Source organism: Kitasatospora sp. McL0602, assembly GCF_052076145.1.
Taxonomy (GTDB): domain Bacteria; phylum Actinomycetota; class Actinomycetes; order Streptomycetales; family Streptomycetaceae; genus Kitasatospora.
The window spans coordinates 4,490,615-4,504,695 of the sequence record NZ_CP197246.1 but is presented as its reverse complement, the minus strand read 5'-3'; the positions used below and the strand labels follow the sequence as shown (position 1 = coordinate 4,504,695).

The window sequence follows — 14,081 nt, the reverse complement described above, 5'->3', positions numbered from 1 at the left end:
CGTGCCGATCCCGCCGGAGCTGGTGAAGCTGCTGCGGGATCACATCACCAAGCACGGCGTCGCGCCCGACGGCCGCCTCTTCCGAACCTTCCGGGACGGCATGGTGCAGGAGAGTGGCTACGGCGTCGTCTGGGCCAATGCGCGGGCTGAGGTGTTCAGCCCGGAGGAACAGGACTCCCCGCTCGCCAAGCGGCCGTACGACGGACGACACGCCGGGATCTCGCTCTGGCTGGACTCCGGCGTGCCCCCGGCCGAGTGCGCACGGCGGGCCGGAAACAGCATCGCCGTCCTGCTGCGCGTGTACGCGAAGTGCATCCGGGGTGGCGAAGACCACGCCAACCAGCTCATCGCGGAACGGCTTCGGCGCCCGCACTCGCCCGGGAGCCCGGCCGGCCCCTGAATCTGGTCCGTGCCTGGTCCGGAACTGCTGGTCAGAGCCGGGATTCCGGTGGGATGAAGTGAGACAAACCACCCAAAACAGCCACCTCAGCAGACTCGGGCGTTCGAGGCAACGAAAACGACCCCTGATCGGCGTTTCCGCTGATCAGGGGTCGTTCCATATCCGGTGGCTGGTGAAGGGTTCGAACCTTCGTAGGCTATGCCGACAGATTTACAGTCTGCTCCCTTTGGCCACTCGGGCAACCAGCCAGGGATGTGTCTTCCGGGGGGCTTGCCCCCGTTCGACTGGGTAAACGATACCTGATGGATGGGGGTGCTTCGCCACTCCATTGGTCACGTGCCGATCAAGAGGTGGGTGTGGCCGACGGGGGCGGGGTGGGGTCGCGCTGGATAGGCTGGGTCAGCCTCCGCTCCTTGCGGGCGGGGGGTGACAGTGACGCCAGAGCATCAAGGAGACCAACACCCATGGCCGACTCCAGTTTCGACATCGTCTCGAAGGTCGAGTGGCAGGAGGTCGACAACGCGATCAACCAGACCGCTCGCGAGATCGCCACCCGCTTCGACTTCAAGAACGTCGGCGGCGAGATCAAGCGCTCGGGCGAGAAGATCGAGATGAAGGCCAACGGCGAGGAGCGCGTCAAGGCGATCCTGGACGTGCTGAAGGACAAGTTCATCAAGCGTGGTCTGTCGCTGAAGGCGATGGAGGCGGGCGAGCCCCTGCTGTCCGGCAAGGAGTACAAGATCTCCGCGGACATCAAGGAGGGCATCACCCAGGACGACGCCAAGAAGGTCGCGAAGATCATCCGTGACGAGGGCCCCAAGGGCGTCAAGGCCCAGGTGCAGGGCGACGAGCTGCGCGTCAGCTCGAAGAGCCGTGACGACCTGCAGACCATCCAGACCCTGCTCAAGGGCAAGGACCTGGAGTTCGCGATCCAGTTCGTCAACTACCGCTAGCAGACCCCGCTGACCAGCGGAAACACTAGCTTTTCGGTCGGGGAGGGCACATTGAGGGCGCATTGCTGAAGACAGCATCGGTCGCCGCCCTCGTTGTGTCCTCCTCGTCCGGCCACAGGTGCGTGTAGGGGTTGAGCGTGATCGACGGCTTGGCATGGCCGAGCCACTTCTGCAGTCGGTCGACTGCGAGGAGCGCTGAGGCGACACCACCAAGTACGTGGCTGTCCGCAGCCGCACCTTCGGCTGCGATCGGGCCACCGCTATCTCCTGGTCCTGCCGACACCTTGGCCGACTCCTTCTGGAGGTCCGCGCCCGGACTGCGCTTATCAACACATCGGCGGGGCAGACGATGTGCGAAACGGACGCGAGGGAGCTGTACTGCGGTACGGCTTCTCCTACTGCTGATGGGTGCCATGACGCCGTGCGGGGTTCGTTCTGAGGATCCTCTCGGCTGAGCGGGATTTTCGTCGTCGTGATGGCCCTGCTCGGCTTCATCGCCCCGGGCACGAGCCCGGTGGGCAGCCGCGGCCGTTGGCAACGCTGGTGGCCGCAAGGCGGAACGAACGGGCTGCCTCAACGCTGCCTCACCAGTCACCTGATCGAGGAGGCATGGGCGCGATGACCGCAGACCATCCGAAGAGCTACGACCGGCGGCCGGGTGTCCCCCGGCGGCACCCGCGCCACGAGCGCAGGGGAGAGGCCCGACTGCCGGGGGTGATCGCCACCTTGGCCGCCGCGCTTCTCTATCTGGCACTGCCTGAACCCCTGCTCGTCGGTCCGCGCTATGTGCTGCCCGCACTGGAGGTCGTGCTTCTGATCCCGCTGATCGCCGTCAATCCGCGCCGCCTCACCCGGCAGAACCGCCTCTCCCGGACGCTGTCACTGACCTTGGTCGGCATCATCGGCATCAGCAACTTGATCGTGCTGGGCCTGCTCGTACAGGCCCTGGTGTCCACCGAGGTCAAGGACGGCGGGTCGTTGCTGCTCGCAGCGCTCCAGGTGTGGGCGACCGACGTCATCGTCTTCGGTCTCGCCTTCTGGGAGCTTGACCGGGGCGGGCCCGTCGTACGTACCCAGGCGCCCCGCTCCGAACTGCCTCTCGCCGACTTCCGCTTCTCCCAGGACGAGAACCACGATGCCGTCGAGGAGATCGCCGACGGGTCCAGCCGCTCCAGCGACTGGACCCCCGCCTTGATCGACTACCTGTACGTATCGGTGACCAACTCGACCGCGTTCAGCCCGACCGACACCATGCCGCTCACCAGCCGCGCGAAACTCCTGATGAGCATCGAGAGCATCGCAGCCCTGATCACCTCACTCCTCGTGATCGCCCGAGCCGTCAGTGCCCTGCACTGAACCAGCAGCCCGCTCCGACGTGCCGCCGCCGGGCACCGCCTCGTCGATCAGGAACACCTCGTCGGCGCCAGTGACCGCGAGGAGCCGGGCGGCCTGCGGCGGGAGGGCAGCCAGGCGCAGCTCTACGTCGGCTTCGAGGGCGATCAGCCGGGCATGGAGCATGGCGTTGAGCCCGGAGGAGTCGCAGAAGTGGACGTCGCTGCAGTCGATCACGACGGTGTCGACCCTGTCCTGCTCGATCGCGTGGAAGAGCTGGACGCGGAGCGCAGGTGCGGTGTCGCGGTCGAGGTCACCGGCCGGGCTGACGATCCGGAGCCCCGGTGAGGGGGCGTCGATTCCGGTGTGCGGCCCCGAAAACGGCCGTGGCGGTTCCGGCGTGGGGTTCTGGGCGGGATGCACGGTCGAATTCTGGGCGGCCGGCCGGCCCTCTCACGTCGGCACTGCGCCGTCCGGCGGGACGTAGTGTCCCGTGATCCTGGCGCGGGCGGTGCTCATGGCCGGCTGAGGAGGTCGAGGACGGCTTGTTCGGCGGCTGCGACACGGTGCTGAGCCGGACCCTCCTGGGCATGCTCGGGGCCCACCGCCGCGCGGGCGGGCACCGGGAGCGGGCTGGCTTCGAAGCTGGTGTCGGGCGGTGCGGGCCGGCCACTCGGCCCGCACCGCCCGACACCACCGGCTGGTCAGCCGCCCGGTGTGATGCGGCCCCGCCAGCCGCCTTCCTCGACGCCGCGATCCTCGATGAAGGACTTGAAGCGCCGCAGGTCGCCCTTGACCCTGCGGTCGACCATGCCCATGGCGTCGGCGGCCTTCTCGGCCACACCCTCGGGCTCGAAGTCGATGGCGAGGCGGACGCTGGTGTGCCGGTCGTCGAGGCGCTCGAAGGTGACGACTCCCATCTGCTGGACCTCGCCGCCGGTCGTACGCCAGGCGATCTTCTGGTCGGGCAGCTGGTCGACGATCTCGGTCTCGAACTCGCGCGTCACCCCGGCGACCTTGGTCGTCCAGTGGTTGTGGCGGTCGTCGAGTTGGGTGACCTGTTCGACACCCTCCATGAAGCGGGGGAAGTCCTCGAACTGCGTCCACTGGTTGTAGGCGGTGTGCAGCGGGACGTCCACGTCGATCTGTTCCTGCACCATGCTCATCGCGGAACCTCCGTGGTCTCGTGGTCGGACTGTCCGGGCGCCTGCCCAGCTTCCGCTCGGCCATGCGCTGCGAGCGCTATTGGGCGGGGGCGGGCCAGGGACGGCCGGTCAGGGCGGAGGCGACGTGGTGCAGGTTGGCGGCCATGGTGCGGCCGGTCGTGTGGGCCCAGGCGTGGCCCTTCTCGGCGTCGAGGTAGTCGGGGCCGGGCCCGGGGCCGAGGTGCCAGTAGGTCCACGCCTGGGCGGGGACCGTGTAGCCGATGTCGACGAGGCCGCCGCAGATCTCGCTGATGACGTGGTGAGCGCCGTCCTCGTTGCCGGTGACGACGACTCCGGCGACCTTCCCGCAGCCGACCGGTACGCCGTTTTCGTCGGTCTCGGAGATCATCGCGTCCATTCGCTCCAGCACGCGCTGGGCGATGGAGGACGGCCGTCCGACCCAGGTGGGGGAGGCGATGATCAGGATGTCGGCGGCGATGAGCTTGTCGTGGACCTGGGGCCACTGGTCACCGTCGCCCATGTCGGTCTTCACCCCCGGCCGCAGATCGAGGTCGACCGCGCGGACGGTCGCCACCTGGACCCCGCGGCTGGTGAGTTCACCGCCGACGACGGCGGCCAGTGCCTCGGTGTTGGACTTCTCGGGAGAGGCCTTGAGCGTGCAGTTGATGATGAGAGCTCGCATGCGCCGTCGGCTACCCCGGTTCCTGGCCGCCATGACCGGTGCCGACGAGTGCGTTTCTCGGTGGACGCCCCGTCACCGGCCGTCTCGAACGCCTTGAAGAGGGTTGAGCGGGGCGGTTGCCGCGTGGCCCCCGGCAGCGGGCCGGCCGAGCGAGCCCGCCGGACAGGCCACCCGCCTGGCCCCCGCCTACGTCTTCCTCGCCTCCCAGGAGGCTTCCTACATCACCGCCGAGATCCTCAACGCCACCGGCGGCACCCCGCTGCCCTGACCCACCCGATCGGGCACGCTCCCCGGTCGGGGCACGGCTGATCTCTCTGCACGCACCGGCCCCCGGGACCGGTCCGAGGAAGCCGCCTCTCCTGCCGCCGCGGACGGGCACACGTGTGACATGCTCGGTGCATGACGGACCTTGAGGATTCCGTTGTCCCGGGCCAAGGCCCTGACCGGGCATCGAGCGGCCACCTCACCGTGGCGGTGGCCCCGCAGGTCCTGGCCTGTCTTCCCGGCTCGGTCGCACTGCTCCGGCCCGAGTACGGGCAGAGAGGCGAGGTAGCGGACTTCCGCTTTGCCGCCGCCTCGCCCGAAGCAGTCGACATCGCCGGACGCCGAGGACCCGAACTCGTGGGGCGGAGCGTCCTGGAGATGTACCCGGCCGTCGCCGGCACCCCCTTGTGGCAGGGCTACCTCCGGGCACTGAACACCGGGGCCGGCTGGCAGGGCGAGCTGGAGTACGAGGAAGCCGCCGCCGGAATCCCCCACCTGTCCAGGTACAGCGTGCGGGCCGCGCCCTGCCAAGACGGGCTGGTGGTCTCCTGGAACCGCCTGGACACAGGCGAACGCGAGCAGCGCCGGCTGGCGCTCATGCAGCGTCAGGGCCGGATGGGCTGGGTGGACCGGGACCTGGTACGCGGCGAGATCACCTGGTCCGACGAGGTGTACTCGATCTTCGGCCGGGACCGGGCGCTGGGCCCGATGGCGCTGGAAGACCTGGCCGCTCATGCCGAGAACGACGACCGCGCCTCCCTGAACGACGCCGTCCGGCTCCTGCTGAAAACAGGCGAGCCGATCGACCACACCTTCCGCATCCAGCTGCCCCACGGACCGGTGCGGCATGTGCAGATGGTCGCCGAGACCGAAACTGACGCCAACGGCCACCCGGTCCACGTCCACGGCTTCTTCCAGGACATCACCACCGCCAAGCACGCCGAACAGCAACTGCTGGAACACGAGCAGAACGCACTCGCCCAGCAGAGCCTGCTGGCCGCCGAACGCGAACTCGCGCACCGCCTCCAAGAAACCTTGCTGCCGGTGCCCCAGCAACTGCTGCACCTGAACGGGCTCACCGTCGACGTCGCCTACCAGCCCGTCCAGGAAGGACTCAACCTCGGCGGCGACTGGTACAGCGCCATCGAACTGCCAGACGGCAACCCCTTACTCGTCGTGGGCGACGTCGCCGGCCACGGACTCGACGCAGTGGCCACCATGGCGCTGCTGCGCTTCACCGCCAAAGGCATGGCCATCACCGGTACACCCCTGCCCGCCGTCCTCGCCAGGCTCAACACGCTGCTGCTCCACACAACGGAGCGGACTTGCAACACGGCCACCATGATCATGGCCGTCTACCACCCCGCCACCTCCGACCTGACCTGGGTCCGGGCCGGCCACCCGCCGCCACTCCTGGTACGCGACGGCGAAGCCCGGTTCCTTCCCACCCCCGAAGGTGTCCTGCTGGGCGCCACCAGCACGCCCGTCTACCAAGAGGCCCGGCTCCACCTGCTCCCCGGAGACCACCTGTACCTCTACACGGACGGCCTGGTCGAGACCCCCGCCGAGCCCATCGACGACGGACTCGCCCGACTGGCACGGGCCGCCCTGGCCCACGCCGACGCTCACGCTCGCCTCGACGGGCTCGTCCGGGCGCTCACCGCCCCGGACACACGCCGCGACGACATCTGCGTCCTGCACATCAGCCGCTGACAGCTCCCCAAGCGGTGGTGCCCCCGCGATCGGGCCCAGGAGCTGGGAGACGTGCGGCGGCGGACCGCTCCCGGGACCAGGCGCGGACAGTGAACGGCTGGCACCAGGCCGTCAGCCTTCAGGTCCTCCCGTACGTGGCCGAGCCCGGCGGCGCGTCATCGGCCTTGTGAACGTGCATGGGGACGGCCGTGCCGGGCAGACGAGTTCGTGTCCGGAACGACCGACCGACTGTGGAGGTTGCTGACGATGGTTCCCCTTCTGCTCGTGCTGCTGCTCGCTCTGATCCTCTTCGGCGCCGGGTTCGCGCTGGAGGTCCTGTGGTGGGTGGCGATCGTCGTGCTGGTGGTCTGGCTGCTCGGGTTCGTGGCGCGAGGCACCAGCAGCGCGGGCAGCCGAGGCCGCTGGTACCGCTGGTAGCGGCACCGCGCGTGGCCGCCCGCGTTGTTTCAAGGAGGTGCGGGATGACCCTGCACATGCGGTACGCCGTCACACTGCCAGGCCCGGTCGGTGCGCACGCAGCGGCGACGCCTACCGCGCGGTCGGCGGCTTCCAACCAATCGCCGTCGGCGAGGACCAGGCCCTGGTCACCACGCTCGAAGTTGCGGGCTACCGCGTCGGACGCACCTCCCACAGCCCGGTGGCGACGTCCGCGCGCCGCGACCCCCCGCGCCAGCGGCGGGTTCGGTGACTATCTGCGCGGCGACTATCTGCGCGGCCTCGACGCCCTGACCGGCTGAAGTACCAGCGCGCCTTACAGGTCGCGCAGATAGGTGCGGGACGGCCCCGGCGGCAAAGCAGCCACAGGTCTTGGCGATCATGGAGTTGCGACGCTCTGCCAGACCTGCCGATTGGCGCCTGCGCGCGATCGAAGCCACCCCGCACTCCATCCCAGACGACCTGGCCACCGCACTGGCGACCGCAGAGGCGGACTGGCAGACCCTGCCCTGCCACGAACGCGCCCAAATGCTCCACCTGATCACCGAGGCCGCCGACACCGACGTCCGCGAGGGCCGCATCACCGCCGCCGTCGCCGCCGCCCGAGCCCGGAGCCCCAAGTGACCGCCCGCACCACAGAACGCCCCTCGGCGGCGGCCGGCCTTCCCGACCGGGGACAGGCTGCCGCCGAGGCCCGCGCCGACTGCCTACGATCCCGGGGTAGGGATAACCCCAAGCTGCTGCAGGAGGCCGAGGTTGTCCTTGTCCGCCCACTTCTCGGCGAGCCTGCCGTGCTCGATCCGGTGGATGGTGATCGATGTCATCCGCAGCTTCCGGCCCGTGGCGGGGATGCCGGGCAGGTCGCCCTCGTGCACGCCGTAGGAGGTGAGCCGGGTGACGACCTTGTCGCCCTCGGCGAGCTGGTCCTCGATCTGGTGGCGGCCGGGAGTCGCCTCCCAGAACAACCGGAACGCCTGCTTGAGGCCCTCGCGTCCGGGCGGGAAGGGGAACGGCGGCGGGGAGTGGTCAAGGTAGTCCTCGGCGACCAGCTCGTCCAACACCTCCAGATTGCCCTTGTCGATTTCCTCATAGAAGCGACGGACCAATGCCTTGTTCTCTTCGGTGGACATCGGCGTTCCCCTGCAGGTCTAGGTTGGTCCGCGCGGCTCTTCGCGGTGCTGTGACCAGTCGACCAGCGCGCCATGAGCGCCGCGCGCGGGGTTCCGCCGTCTGGACGTCAGGCGTCGGCGTGGGTGGACCAGTCATCTCCGGTGCGTCGCGGCGGGCCGGCAGCAGGTCCGGTTCGGCAGCTTCGGACAGCGGACACCTGTGGTGTCGCTCGTTGCCGGTGTACCGGACCGGCTTCGAAGCAGCAGCGTTGCTCGTGGCGACAGCGATGGCGACAGCCAGAAGGGTGAGCTCTCCCGTGTGTCGCCCGCCCTGCCCGCTCGCCTGCGGCAGGCTGGAAAGCCCGAGCTTGGAGCGAACCTTGTCTGTCGAGCAGTTGTTGGCAGAGTCGGGTCTGAAGCTTCCGCCGGCAGTGCAGGCCCCTCCGGGGCTGGAACTGCCGTTTGCCTGGGTCCGCCTCCACGGCAACCGTGCCTACGCCTCCGGACACGGGGCACTCGGGCTCGACGGAGCTCCAGTCGGTCCTTACGGGCGGGTGCCGAGCCAGGTCACGCTTGAGGAGGCGCAGGAGTCAGCCCGCCTGTCGACCCTGTCTCTGCTCGGCGATCTCCGCCGGGCGCTCGGCAACCTGGACCGGATCGCCGCCTGGCTCAGCATCAGCGGCTTCGTGAACGCGGACCCGGGCTTTCCGGGAACCACCCGTGTCCTCAACCCCTGCTCCGAACTGGTGTTGTCCCTCTTCGGCTCCGAAGTCGGCGCTCACGCCCGCACCGCGATCGGCGTGACCGTCCTGCCCCTCGACCTCCCGGTCATCATCGCCGCCGAGATCGAAATCACTGATTGAGCACGCCGCCAGCCGGAGACCGGGTCCACAGAAGCGGCCCCTGCTCTGGCAGTCGTTCCGATCTCCGCAGAGGACCAGGCCCGGCTGATCGCAGCTCTGGCCGCCGCTCAGCTCGCAGAGCTGCTCCGCCCCCGGCTCAACCGGGCGCCGACGGCGGCGACGAGCACCTCGCCCGCTGCTGGCTGACCTGCCGCTACAGTGGCCGCGCCCTCGGTGTACAGCACCGAAAACTGGTGCGAGTCGAGGCACATCCAGGGCACATGCGGGCGGAAAACGGCACTGACTCGCAGGGCAGCGCGGCGCTCGTGCAGTACGTCGACTACCGCTGAGCAGACGTGAGTGGGGCCCGGACCGTGCGCGGTCCGGGCCCCACTGTCGTTCGGTCGGCCGGTGACTCAGCCGGTGGCGAGGCTCGTCGCGGTGGCCGTGGTCGCCGCGACGGCGTCGGTCGAGAGCGGGCCGACGAGGTTCTTGACGGCGGCCGGGTCCGACTTGGCCGCCGTTGCGGCGGCGACCAGGTCGGCTGCGTCGTTCTTGAGCTTGGCCAGGGCGTCCGCCGGGCTCAGGACGGCGGGCACCGGGAGCGCGGGGGCGGGCACGGGCGCCGGGACGGGGAGCCCCGGCGCGGGGGCCGGGACCGGGACGGGGAGGCCCCCGGAGAGCGTGCGCGGCATGTCTCCCGGCAGGACCGGGGGGACGGAGGGCGCGCCCACGGATGGGGCTCCGGGGAGGGTGGGTGTCGTGGGGAGAGCCGGCGGGGCCGGGAGTTTGCCGAGAAGATCCTGCACGGCGGACTGGAGGTCGGCCAGCAGCTTCTGCAACGCCGCCGGGTCCGGCACGGGCAGCGCCGAGGTGGCCGTGGAGACCAGGCCCGTGACGAGTTTGAGGACTCCGCCGAGCGCACCGAGCACGTCGAGGGCCTGGGTGGGGTCGGGAACGGCGGGGACTCCGGCCGTGGGGAGGTGGGCGACGACCGGATGGTGGCCGACCCCTGGGTGCTGGGAAGCGGTGGCGGTACGGGTGATTGCGGTCGCGTTCGCGATGTCGGCAGCGCTGGCGACGTTGACGGACGCCGTGGTGACTGTGGTGAGGCCCAGAGCTGCAGTCAGCACGGCGGCCGTCCAGGTGGCACGCATGACTTGCGTTTCCTCTCAGTGAAGTTCAGGCAGTTGCCTGCACTTCACGTTGAGCCACCCGAGGACCCCCGGCCATTACTCATACGCCGAATGGTGCCGAGCCCGGACGGGGCGCGGGCCCGCCCCGGCGAGTCGCGTTCAGCGTGTCGGCCAGTCCGTCAGCTGACGGTGCCGCATGAGCCCGACGGCCTCGAACTCGTCGTGCCCATAGGACTTCTGAGCACCGATCCGGCTCAGCGCCAGCGAGATCGGGCCGTCCGCACGTGGGGCCGGGCCGACCCGGCTGGAGCTCACCGGGCCGAAGTCGATCTTCCCGTCCACCCAGACCGCCGCGTGCTGGCTGCCGACGCCACCGAAGTACTCGGCCTCGACGTAGGCGATCGGCCCGGCCTGCGACCAGGCGCCGAGGCGGTGGCCGAAGCCGCCGGGGAAGTACGTGAAGCCGGGCTCGCGCGGCCGTTCCGGGTCGTGCAGGGCGTCGTGCAGCCGGTCCGTCATCGGGATGAGTGCCAGGCCCTGCTTCAACTCGGCGATCTGCGCGGTCGGGACTTCGGCCGCCACCACCCTGAGCAGGTCGACAGCCGCGATCACGGCCCTCAGTTCGTATGACATTCAGTCATTCTGTGCCACGGCCAGGGGTGCAGTCCTGCGAATATTCGAACTAACTATGCATTCTCTGTGGATGTCGGTGGAAATTCGGCCCCGCCGCCCCGACACTCCGCCCGACCGGGGTCCGGCAGACTGGCCCCATGACCACTCCGCCCCGGCCCACCGCCGAACAGCTGGCCGCCGCGCAGGACGCACACATCCCCGACATCTCCGCCCCCGGGCTGCGCGTACTGTTCTGCGGCATCAACCCCGGCCTGTGGTCGGGCGCGACCGGCCACCACTTCGCCCGGCCCGGCAACCGCTTCTGGCCCGCACTGCACCGATCCGGCTTCACCCCACGGCAGTTCAGGCCGGACGAGCAGCAGGAGCTGCTCGCGCTCGGCCTCGGCATCACCAACGTCGTCGCCCGCACCACCGCCAAGGCGGACGAGCTGACGGCCGACGAGTACCGCGCCGGCGGCGCGGCCCTGACCGAACGGGTGACCCTGCTGCGCCCCAAGGCCCTTGCGGTGCTCGGCATCGGCGCGTACCGGACGGGCTTCGGCAGACCCCGCGCGGTGGTCGGCCGCCAGCCGGAGGGGATCGGCGGTACGCAGGTGTGGGTGCTGCCCAACCCCAGCGGCCTGAACGCCCACTACTCGCTGGACGCCATCGCGGCCGAGTTCCGCAAGCTCCGCGAGGAGGTCGACGCGGCCTAACTCGCCTGTGCGGCAAGGGAGTTACGGGCGGGGTCGGCGGAAGCGGGACGCGTAGGCCGAGGGCAGGACGCCGAGGTGGCGGAGGAAGGCACGGCGGAGCGTCTCGTCGCTGCCGAGGCCCGAGCGGCGGGCGGCGCCCGCGACGGACTCGCCGGCCTCCAGCAGCCCTCGGGCGGCCTCGACCCGGACGAGTTCCACGTACGCCGACGGGGTGGTGTCGAGCTCCGCCCTGAAGAGGCGGGCGAGTTGGCGGGTGCTGGTGCCCGCGCGGGCGGCGAGGGCAGCGGCCGAGTGGTCGCCCGCCGGGTCGCCGGCGACGGCGTCCAGGGCGGTGCGCAGCGCGTCGTGCCGGGGGCGCGGGGTGCGGGCCGGTACGGAGAACTGCGACTGGCCGCCCGGCCGTTGCATGAAGACGACCAGATCGCGGGCCACCTCGCGGGCGGTCGCCGGGCCGAGGTCGTCCTCGACCAGCGCGAGGGTGAGGTCGAGCCCGGCGCTGACGCCTGCGGAGGTGAGGACGTGCCCGTCGCGTACGTAGATGGCGTCCGGCTCGACGGTGATCCTCGGGTAGCGGCGGCCGAGGGTGGCCGCGTGCCGCCAGTGGGTGGTTGCCCGGCGGCCGTCGAGCAGGCCGGTCTCGGCGAGCAGGAAGGCGCCGGTGCAGACGGAGGTGACCCGGCTCGCCGAGGCGGCCAGGGCGGCGGCCGCCTCGACCAGGCTCGCGGGCGGCATCCCCTGCGGCAGGCCGGGCGAGCCGGGCACCACGACGGTGTCCGCGCGGACGGTGAAGGCGTCGGCGGTGACCGCCAGCCCCGTCCCGGTGGCGGCCGTGACGGGCTGCCCGCCCGGGGAGCAGAGCACGACCTCGTACGCACCGGTGGTGGCGAACACCTCCAGCGGCGCGGCGACGTCCAGCAACCTGACCCCGTCGTAGGCGAGCACGGCGACGCGGGGCTTCGGCGTCGGCTCCGGCTTGGTGGTCATCCTCCGAGGATAGGCCGTGCAGGTGTCCGGATCTGTGGGGAAGGCGTCTCCTCGGACATGGCGGCGGCCCGCGCGCGGCTGTCAGAGTCTGAGCAGCACAGAAGCGACGCTGAGTTACGGAGAACCATGAACAGCCAGAAGCCGCCCCTCCCGCCGTTCACCACGGAGACCGCCCTGCAGAAGGTCCAGGCCGCCGAGGACGCCTGGAACAGCCGCGACCCGGAGCGCGTCGCCCTCGCGTACACCGAGGACAGCGAGTGGCGGAACCGCGACGTCTTCCTGAGCGGCCGGGCGGAGATCACCGCCTTTCTGCGCGCGAAGTGGGACCGCGAGCTCGACTACCGGTTGCGGAAGGAGCTCTGGGCCCACACCGGCAACCGGATCTCCGTCCGCTTCGAGTACGAGTGGCATGACGCGGCGGGCCAGTGGTGGCGCAGCTACGGCAACGAGCAGTGGGAGTTCGCACCGGACGGCCTGATGGCCCGGCGTTACGCGAGCATCAACGACCTGGCGATCAGTGCGGCCGAGCGGCGGCTGCTGGGCTGACCGCTCCGGCGCCCAGCCGACCCACCGCCGTTGCGGCGAGGGAGAGTTCGACCAGGTGGCGGGGGTCGGCGAGGGTGCGGCCGGTGAGGCGTTCGAGGCGGCGGATGCGGTTGAGGACGGTGTTCCGGTGGCAGTAGAGGCGCCCCGCCGCCGCGGTGGCCGAGCCGCCCTCGGTCAGCCAGGCCGCCAGGGTCGTGAGCAGCGTCTCCCGTTCGGCGTAGGGGAGTTCGAGCACCGGACCGAGCACGACGACGCCGAGGCGGTGGGCGAGTTCGGGTTCGGCGGCGAGCAGGGCGGCGGGTAGGTGATCGTCGAGCAGGGCCGGACCGTCCCCGGCACAGGACCGCAGGGCGAGTTCGGCGAGCCAGCGGGCCCGGCCGAGCTCGGCGAGCGATCCGACGACGGGGCTGATTCCGGCTCGAAGGGCGAACTCCCTCACGGTGCGGGCGAGTTCGGTGAGGCTCTGGCCGCGCAGGGCGACCAGGGTCAGCTCCAGGTCGGCGCGCGGCCGCCGGAGCATCCGCAGACCGCCGTCGGAGGTGGCCGAGGCACCTGCGCCGGCGGGTGGTTGGGTGCCGCCGCGCACGGCGACGACCGCGTAGCGGCCGCGCTCGGGCAGGCCGAGCTGGGCCGCCGCCTCGGAGAGCAGGCCCGCGCCGACGCCCGACCCGTCGAGGAGGGCGTCCAGAAGTGCGTAGCGACGCTCGCGGTCGCGTTCGGCGCGGGCCGCGTCGGTCTCGCGGTAGGAGGCGGCGATGGCGTCGGCGGTCAGGTCGAGCACCTCCCAGAGATCGCCCGCGCCGGGCAGCAGCTCGGGCAGGCGGGCCGGATCGCGGGCGGAGACCACCTCGACCAGCGTCTCCCACATCAACCGCCCGCCACGCCGGTACGCGTACAGCAGGGAGGCCAACGGCAGCCCCTGGCCTGCCCGGTGGCGGCCGGTGGCGGCGGCGTCGGCGAGGTCGACGGGGTGGCCGGAGGCGTGTCGGAGCATGCCGTCGAGGGCCTGGTGCAGGTTGTGCCGGATGCGGCGGCGCAGCTCCTCCGGGCCGACCAGTTCGGCGTACGCGGCGTCCTGGCGCAGCACTTCCTCGGCCAGCTGCCGGGAGACGGCGGGCAGCCGGCTCTCCAGCTCCGTGCGGACTTCGGCGAGGAGCCCGGCGACACCGCTCACGCCCTGTCCTCCTCCCG

General features: G+C 70.8%; 17 protein-coding genes, 1 tRNA gene and 1 pseudogene. 10 read left to right on the top strand and 9 right to left on the bottom strand.

Annotation, left to right across the window (positions count from 1 at the left end; all coding sequences use genetic code 11):
- Nucleotide 1 precedes the first annotated feature (1 nt).
- Entirely contained in the window at nucleotides 2-400 is a 399-nt protein-coding gene (locus ACR68M_RS20625) for a hypothetical protein (protein ID WP_441245591.1), read from the top strand.
- 166 nt (nucleotides 401-566) lie between these two features.
- Here ACR68M_RS20625 and ACR68M_RS20620 read toward each other — a convergent pair.
- Nucleotides 567-648, bottom strand: a tRNA-Tyr gene (locus tag ACR68M_RS20620).
- A gap of 216 nt (nucleotides 649-864) precedes the next feature.
- On the opposite strand from ACR68M_RS20620, the gene ACR68M_RS20615 reads away from it, so the two are divergent.
- Together ACR68M_RS20615 and ACR68M_RS20610 are read left to right on the top strand one after the other, a co-directional pair.
- On the top strand, nucleotides 865-1,353 hold the full coding sequence (locus ACR68M_RS20615; RefSeq protein WP_441245590.1) for a YajQ family cyclic di-GMP-binding protein: 489 nt from the start codon (nucleotides 865-867) through the stop codon (nucleotides 1,351-1,353).
- Nucleotides 1,354-1,971: 618 nt separating this feature from the next.
- The gene (locus tag ACR68M_RS20610; RefSeq protein WP_441245589.1) at nucleotides 1,972-2,709 is read left to right on the top strand and encodes a hypothetical protein; all 738 of its coding nucleotides are present in this window, start codon (nucleotides 1,972-1,974) and stop codon (nucleotides 2,707-2,709) included.
- On the opposite strand, the gene ACR68M_RS20605 is transcribed toward ACR68M_RS20610, so the two are convergent.
- From ACR68M_RS20605 to ACR68M_RS20595, 3 genes are all read right to left on the bottom strand, one after another.
- Nucleotides 2,668-3,108, bottom strand: coding sequence for an STAS domain-containing protein (locus ACR68M_RS20605; protein WP_441245588.1), 441 nt, complete (start codon nucleotides 3,106-3,108; stop codon nucleotides 2,668-2,670). The two genes, ACR68M_RS20610 and ACR68M_RS20605, sit on opposite strands and share 42 nt — an antisense overlap.
- Before the next feature lie 281 nt (nucleotides 3,109-3,389).
- On the bottom strand, nucleotides 3,390-3,851 hold the full coding sequence (locus ACR68M_RS20600; protein ID WP_441245587.1) for an SRPBCC family protein: 462 nt from the start codon (nucleotides 3,849-3,851) through the stop codon (nucleotides 3,390-3,392).
- Between the two features lie 76 nt (nucleotides 3,852-3,927).
- A complete protein-coding gene (locus tag ACR68M_RS20595; RefSeq protein WP_441245586.1) occupies nucleotides 3,928-4,533 on the bottom strand; it encodes a flavodoxin family protein in 606 nt (201 codons plus the stop codon).
- 139 nt (nucleotides 4,534-4,672) lie between these two features.
- Between ACR68M_RS20595 and ACR68M_RS20590 the strand changes: the two are divergent.
- The 4 genes and pseudogenes from ACR68M_RS20590 to ACR68M_RS20575 all read left to right on the top strand — a co-directional run.
- A pseudogene (locus tag ACR68M_RS20590) lies at nucleotides 4,673-4,801 on the top strand (NAD(P)-dependent dehydrogenase); the annotation flags it as partial.
- Between the two features lie 131 nt (nucleotides 4,802-4,932).
- Nucleotides 4,933-6,510: a SpoIIE family protein phosphatase gene (locus ACR68M_RS20585; RefSeq protein WP_441245585.1), complete on the top strand. Its 1,578-nt coding sequence runs from the start codon at nucleotides 4,933-4,935 to the stop codon at nucleotides 6,508-6,510.
- A 246-nt stretch (nucleotides 6,511-6,756) separates the two neighbouring features.
- On the top strand, nucleotides 6,757-6,927 hold the full coding sequence (locus ACR68M_RS20580) for a hydrophobic protein (RefSeq protein ID WP_441245584.1): 171 nt from the start codon (nucleotides 6,757-6,759) through the stop codon (nucleotides 6,925-6,927).
- A 399-nt stretch (nucleotides 6,928-7,326) separates the two neighbouring features.
- Nucleotides 7,327-7,569, top strand: a complete 243-nt coding sequence (locus tag ACR68M_RS20575; RefSeq protein ID WP_441245583.1) for a hypothetical protein — start codon at nucleotides 7,327-7,329, stop codon at nucleotides 7,567-7,569.
- A gap of 83 nt (nucleotides 7,570-7,652) precedes the next feature.
- On the opposite strand, the gene ACR68M_RS20570 is transcribed toward ACR68M_RS20575, so the two are convergent.
- A complete protein-coding gene (locus ACR68M_RS20570) occupies nucleotides 7,653-8,075 on the bottom strand; it encodes an ester cyclase (protein ID WP_441245582.1) in 423 nt (140 codons plus the stop codon).
- A gap of 359 nt (nucleotides 8,076-8,434) precedes the next feature.
- Between ACR68M_RS20570 and ACR68M_RS20565 the strand changes: the two genes are divergently transcribed.
- Nucleotides 8,435-8,917, top strand: coding sequence for a RidA family protein (locus ACR68M_RS20565; protein WP_441245581.1), 483 nt, complete (start codon nucleotides 8,435-8,437; stop codon nucleotides 8,915-8,917).
- Nucleotides 8,918-9,312: 395 nt separating this feature from the next.
- Here the strand turns inward: ACR68M_RS20565 and ACR68M_RS20560 are convergent, their stop codons facing one another.
- Entirely contained in the window at nucleotides 9,313-10,053 is a 741-nt protein-coding gene (locus ACR68M_RS20560) for a hypothetical protein (protein ID WP_441245580.1), read from the bottom strand.
- Nucleotides 10,054-10,191: 138 nt separating this feature from the next.
- On the bottom strand, nucleotides 10,192-10,665 hold the full coding sequence (locus ACR68M_RS20555) for a hypothetical protein (RefSeq protein WP_441245579.1): 474 nt from the start codon (nucleotides 10,663-10,665) through the stop codon (nucleotides 10,192-10,194).
- 137 nt (nucleotides 10,666-10,802) lie between these two features.
- Here ACR68M_RS20555 and mug point away from each other — a divergent pair, with 137 nt between their 5' ends.
- Nucleotides 10,803-11,360 (top strand): G/U mismatch-specific DNA glycosylase, encoded by a 558-nt coding sequence (gene mug / locus ACR68M_RS20550; RefSeq protein ID WP_441245578.1) that lies wholly within the window; start codon nucleotides 10,803-10,805, stop codon nucleotides 11,358-11,360.
- A gap of 21 nt (nucleotides 11,361-11,381) precedes the next feature.
- On the opposite strand, the gene ACR68M_RS20545 is transcribed toward mug, so the two are convergent.
- Nucleotides 11,382-12,344 (bottom strand): GlxA family transcriptional regulator, encoded by a 963-nt coding sequence (locus ACR68M_RS20545; protein WP_441245577.1) that lies wholly within the window; start codon nucleotides 12,342-12,344, stop codon nucleotides 11,382-11,384.
- A gap of 126 nt (nucleotides 12,345-12,470) precedes the next feature.
- Between ACR68M_RS20545 and ACR68M_RS20540 the strand changes: the two genes are divergently transcribed.
- Complete coding sequence (locus tag ACR68M_RS20540) at nucleotides 12,471-12,890, top strand: nuclear transport factor 2 family protein (protein ID WP_441245576.1); 420 nt, start codon at nucleotides 12,471-12,473, stop codon at nucleotides 12,888-12,890.
- Here ACR68M_RS20540 and ACR68M_RS20535 read toward each other — a convergent pair.
- Nucleotides 12,859-14,064, bottom strand: coding sequence for a PucR family transcriptional regulator (locus ACR68M_RS20535; RefSeq protein WP_441245575.1), 1,206 nt, complete (start codon nucleotides 14,062-14,064; stop codon nucleotides 12,859-12,861). The two genes, ACR68M_RS20540 and ACR68M_RS20535, sit on opposite strands and share 32 nt — an antisense overlap.
- Nucleotides 14,065-14,081 lie beyond the last annotated feature (17 nt).

Coding starts and splice junctions, on each gene's coding strand:
- ACR68M_RS20580 (WP_441245584.1), top strand. CDS start 6,757: ATGGTTCCCCTTCTGCTCGTGCTGCTGCTCGCTCTGATCCTCTTCGGC.
- ACR68M_RS20600 (WP_441245587.1), bottom strand. CDS start 3,851: ATGAGCATGGTGCAGGAACAGATCGACGTGGACGTCCCGCTGCACACC.
- ACR68M_RS20615 (WP_441245590.1), top strand. CDS start 865: ATGGCCGACTCCAGTTTCGACATCGTCTCGAAGGTCGAGTGGCAGGAG.
- ACR68M_RS20575 (WP_441245583.1), top strand. CDS start 7,327: ATGGAGTTGCGACGCTCTGCCAGACCTGCCGATTGGCGCCTGCGCGCG.
- ACR68M_RS20585 (WP_441245585.1), top strand. CDS start 4,933: ATGACGGACCTTGAGGATTCCGTTGTCCCGGGCCAAGGCCCTGACCGG.
- ACR68M_RS20570 (WP_441245582.1), bottom strand. CDS start 8,075: ATGTCCACCGAAGAGAACAAGGCATTGGTCCGTCGCTTCTATGAGGAA.
- ACR68M_RS20540 (WP_441245576.1), top strand. CDS start 12,471: ATGAACAGCCAGAAGCCGCCCCTCCCGCCGTTCACCACGGAGACCGCC.
- ACR68M_RS20595 (WP_441245586.1), bottom strand. CDS start 4,533: ATGCGAGCTCTCATCATCAACTGCACGCTCAAGGCCTCTCCCGAGAAG.
- ACR68M_RS20545 (WP_441245577.1), bottom strand. CDS start 12,344: ATGACCACCAAGCCGGAGCCGACGCCGAAGCCCCGCGTCGCCGTGCTC.
- ACR68M_RS20555 (WP_441245579.1), bottom strand. CDS start 10,665: ATGTCATACGAACTGAGGGCCGTGATCGCGGCTGTCGACCTGCTCAGG.
- mug (WP_441245578.1), top strand. CDS start 10,803: ATGACCACTCCGCCCCGGCCCACCGCCGAACAGCTGGCCGCCGCGCAG.
- ACR68M_RS20610 (WP_441245589.1), top strand. CDS start 1,972: ATGACCGCAGACCATCCGAAGAGCTACGACCGGCGGCCGGGTGTCCCC.
- ACR68M_RS20560 (WP_441245580.1), bottom strand. CDS start 10,053: ATGCGTGCCACCTGGACGGCCGCCGTGCTGACTGCAGCTCTGGGCCTC.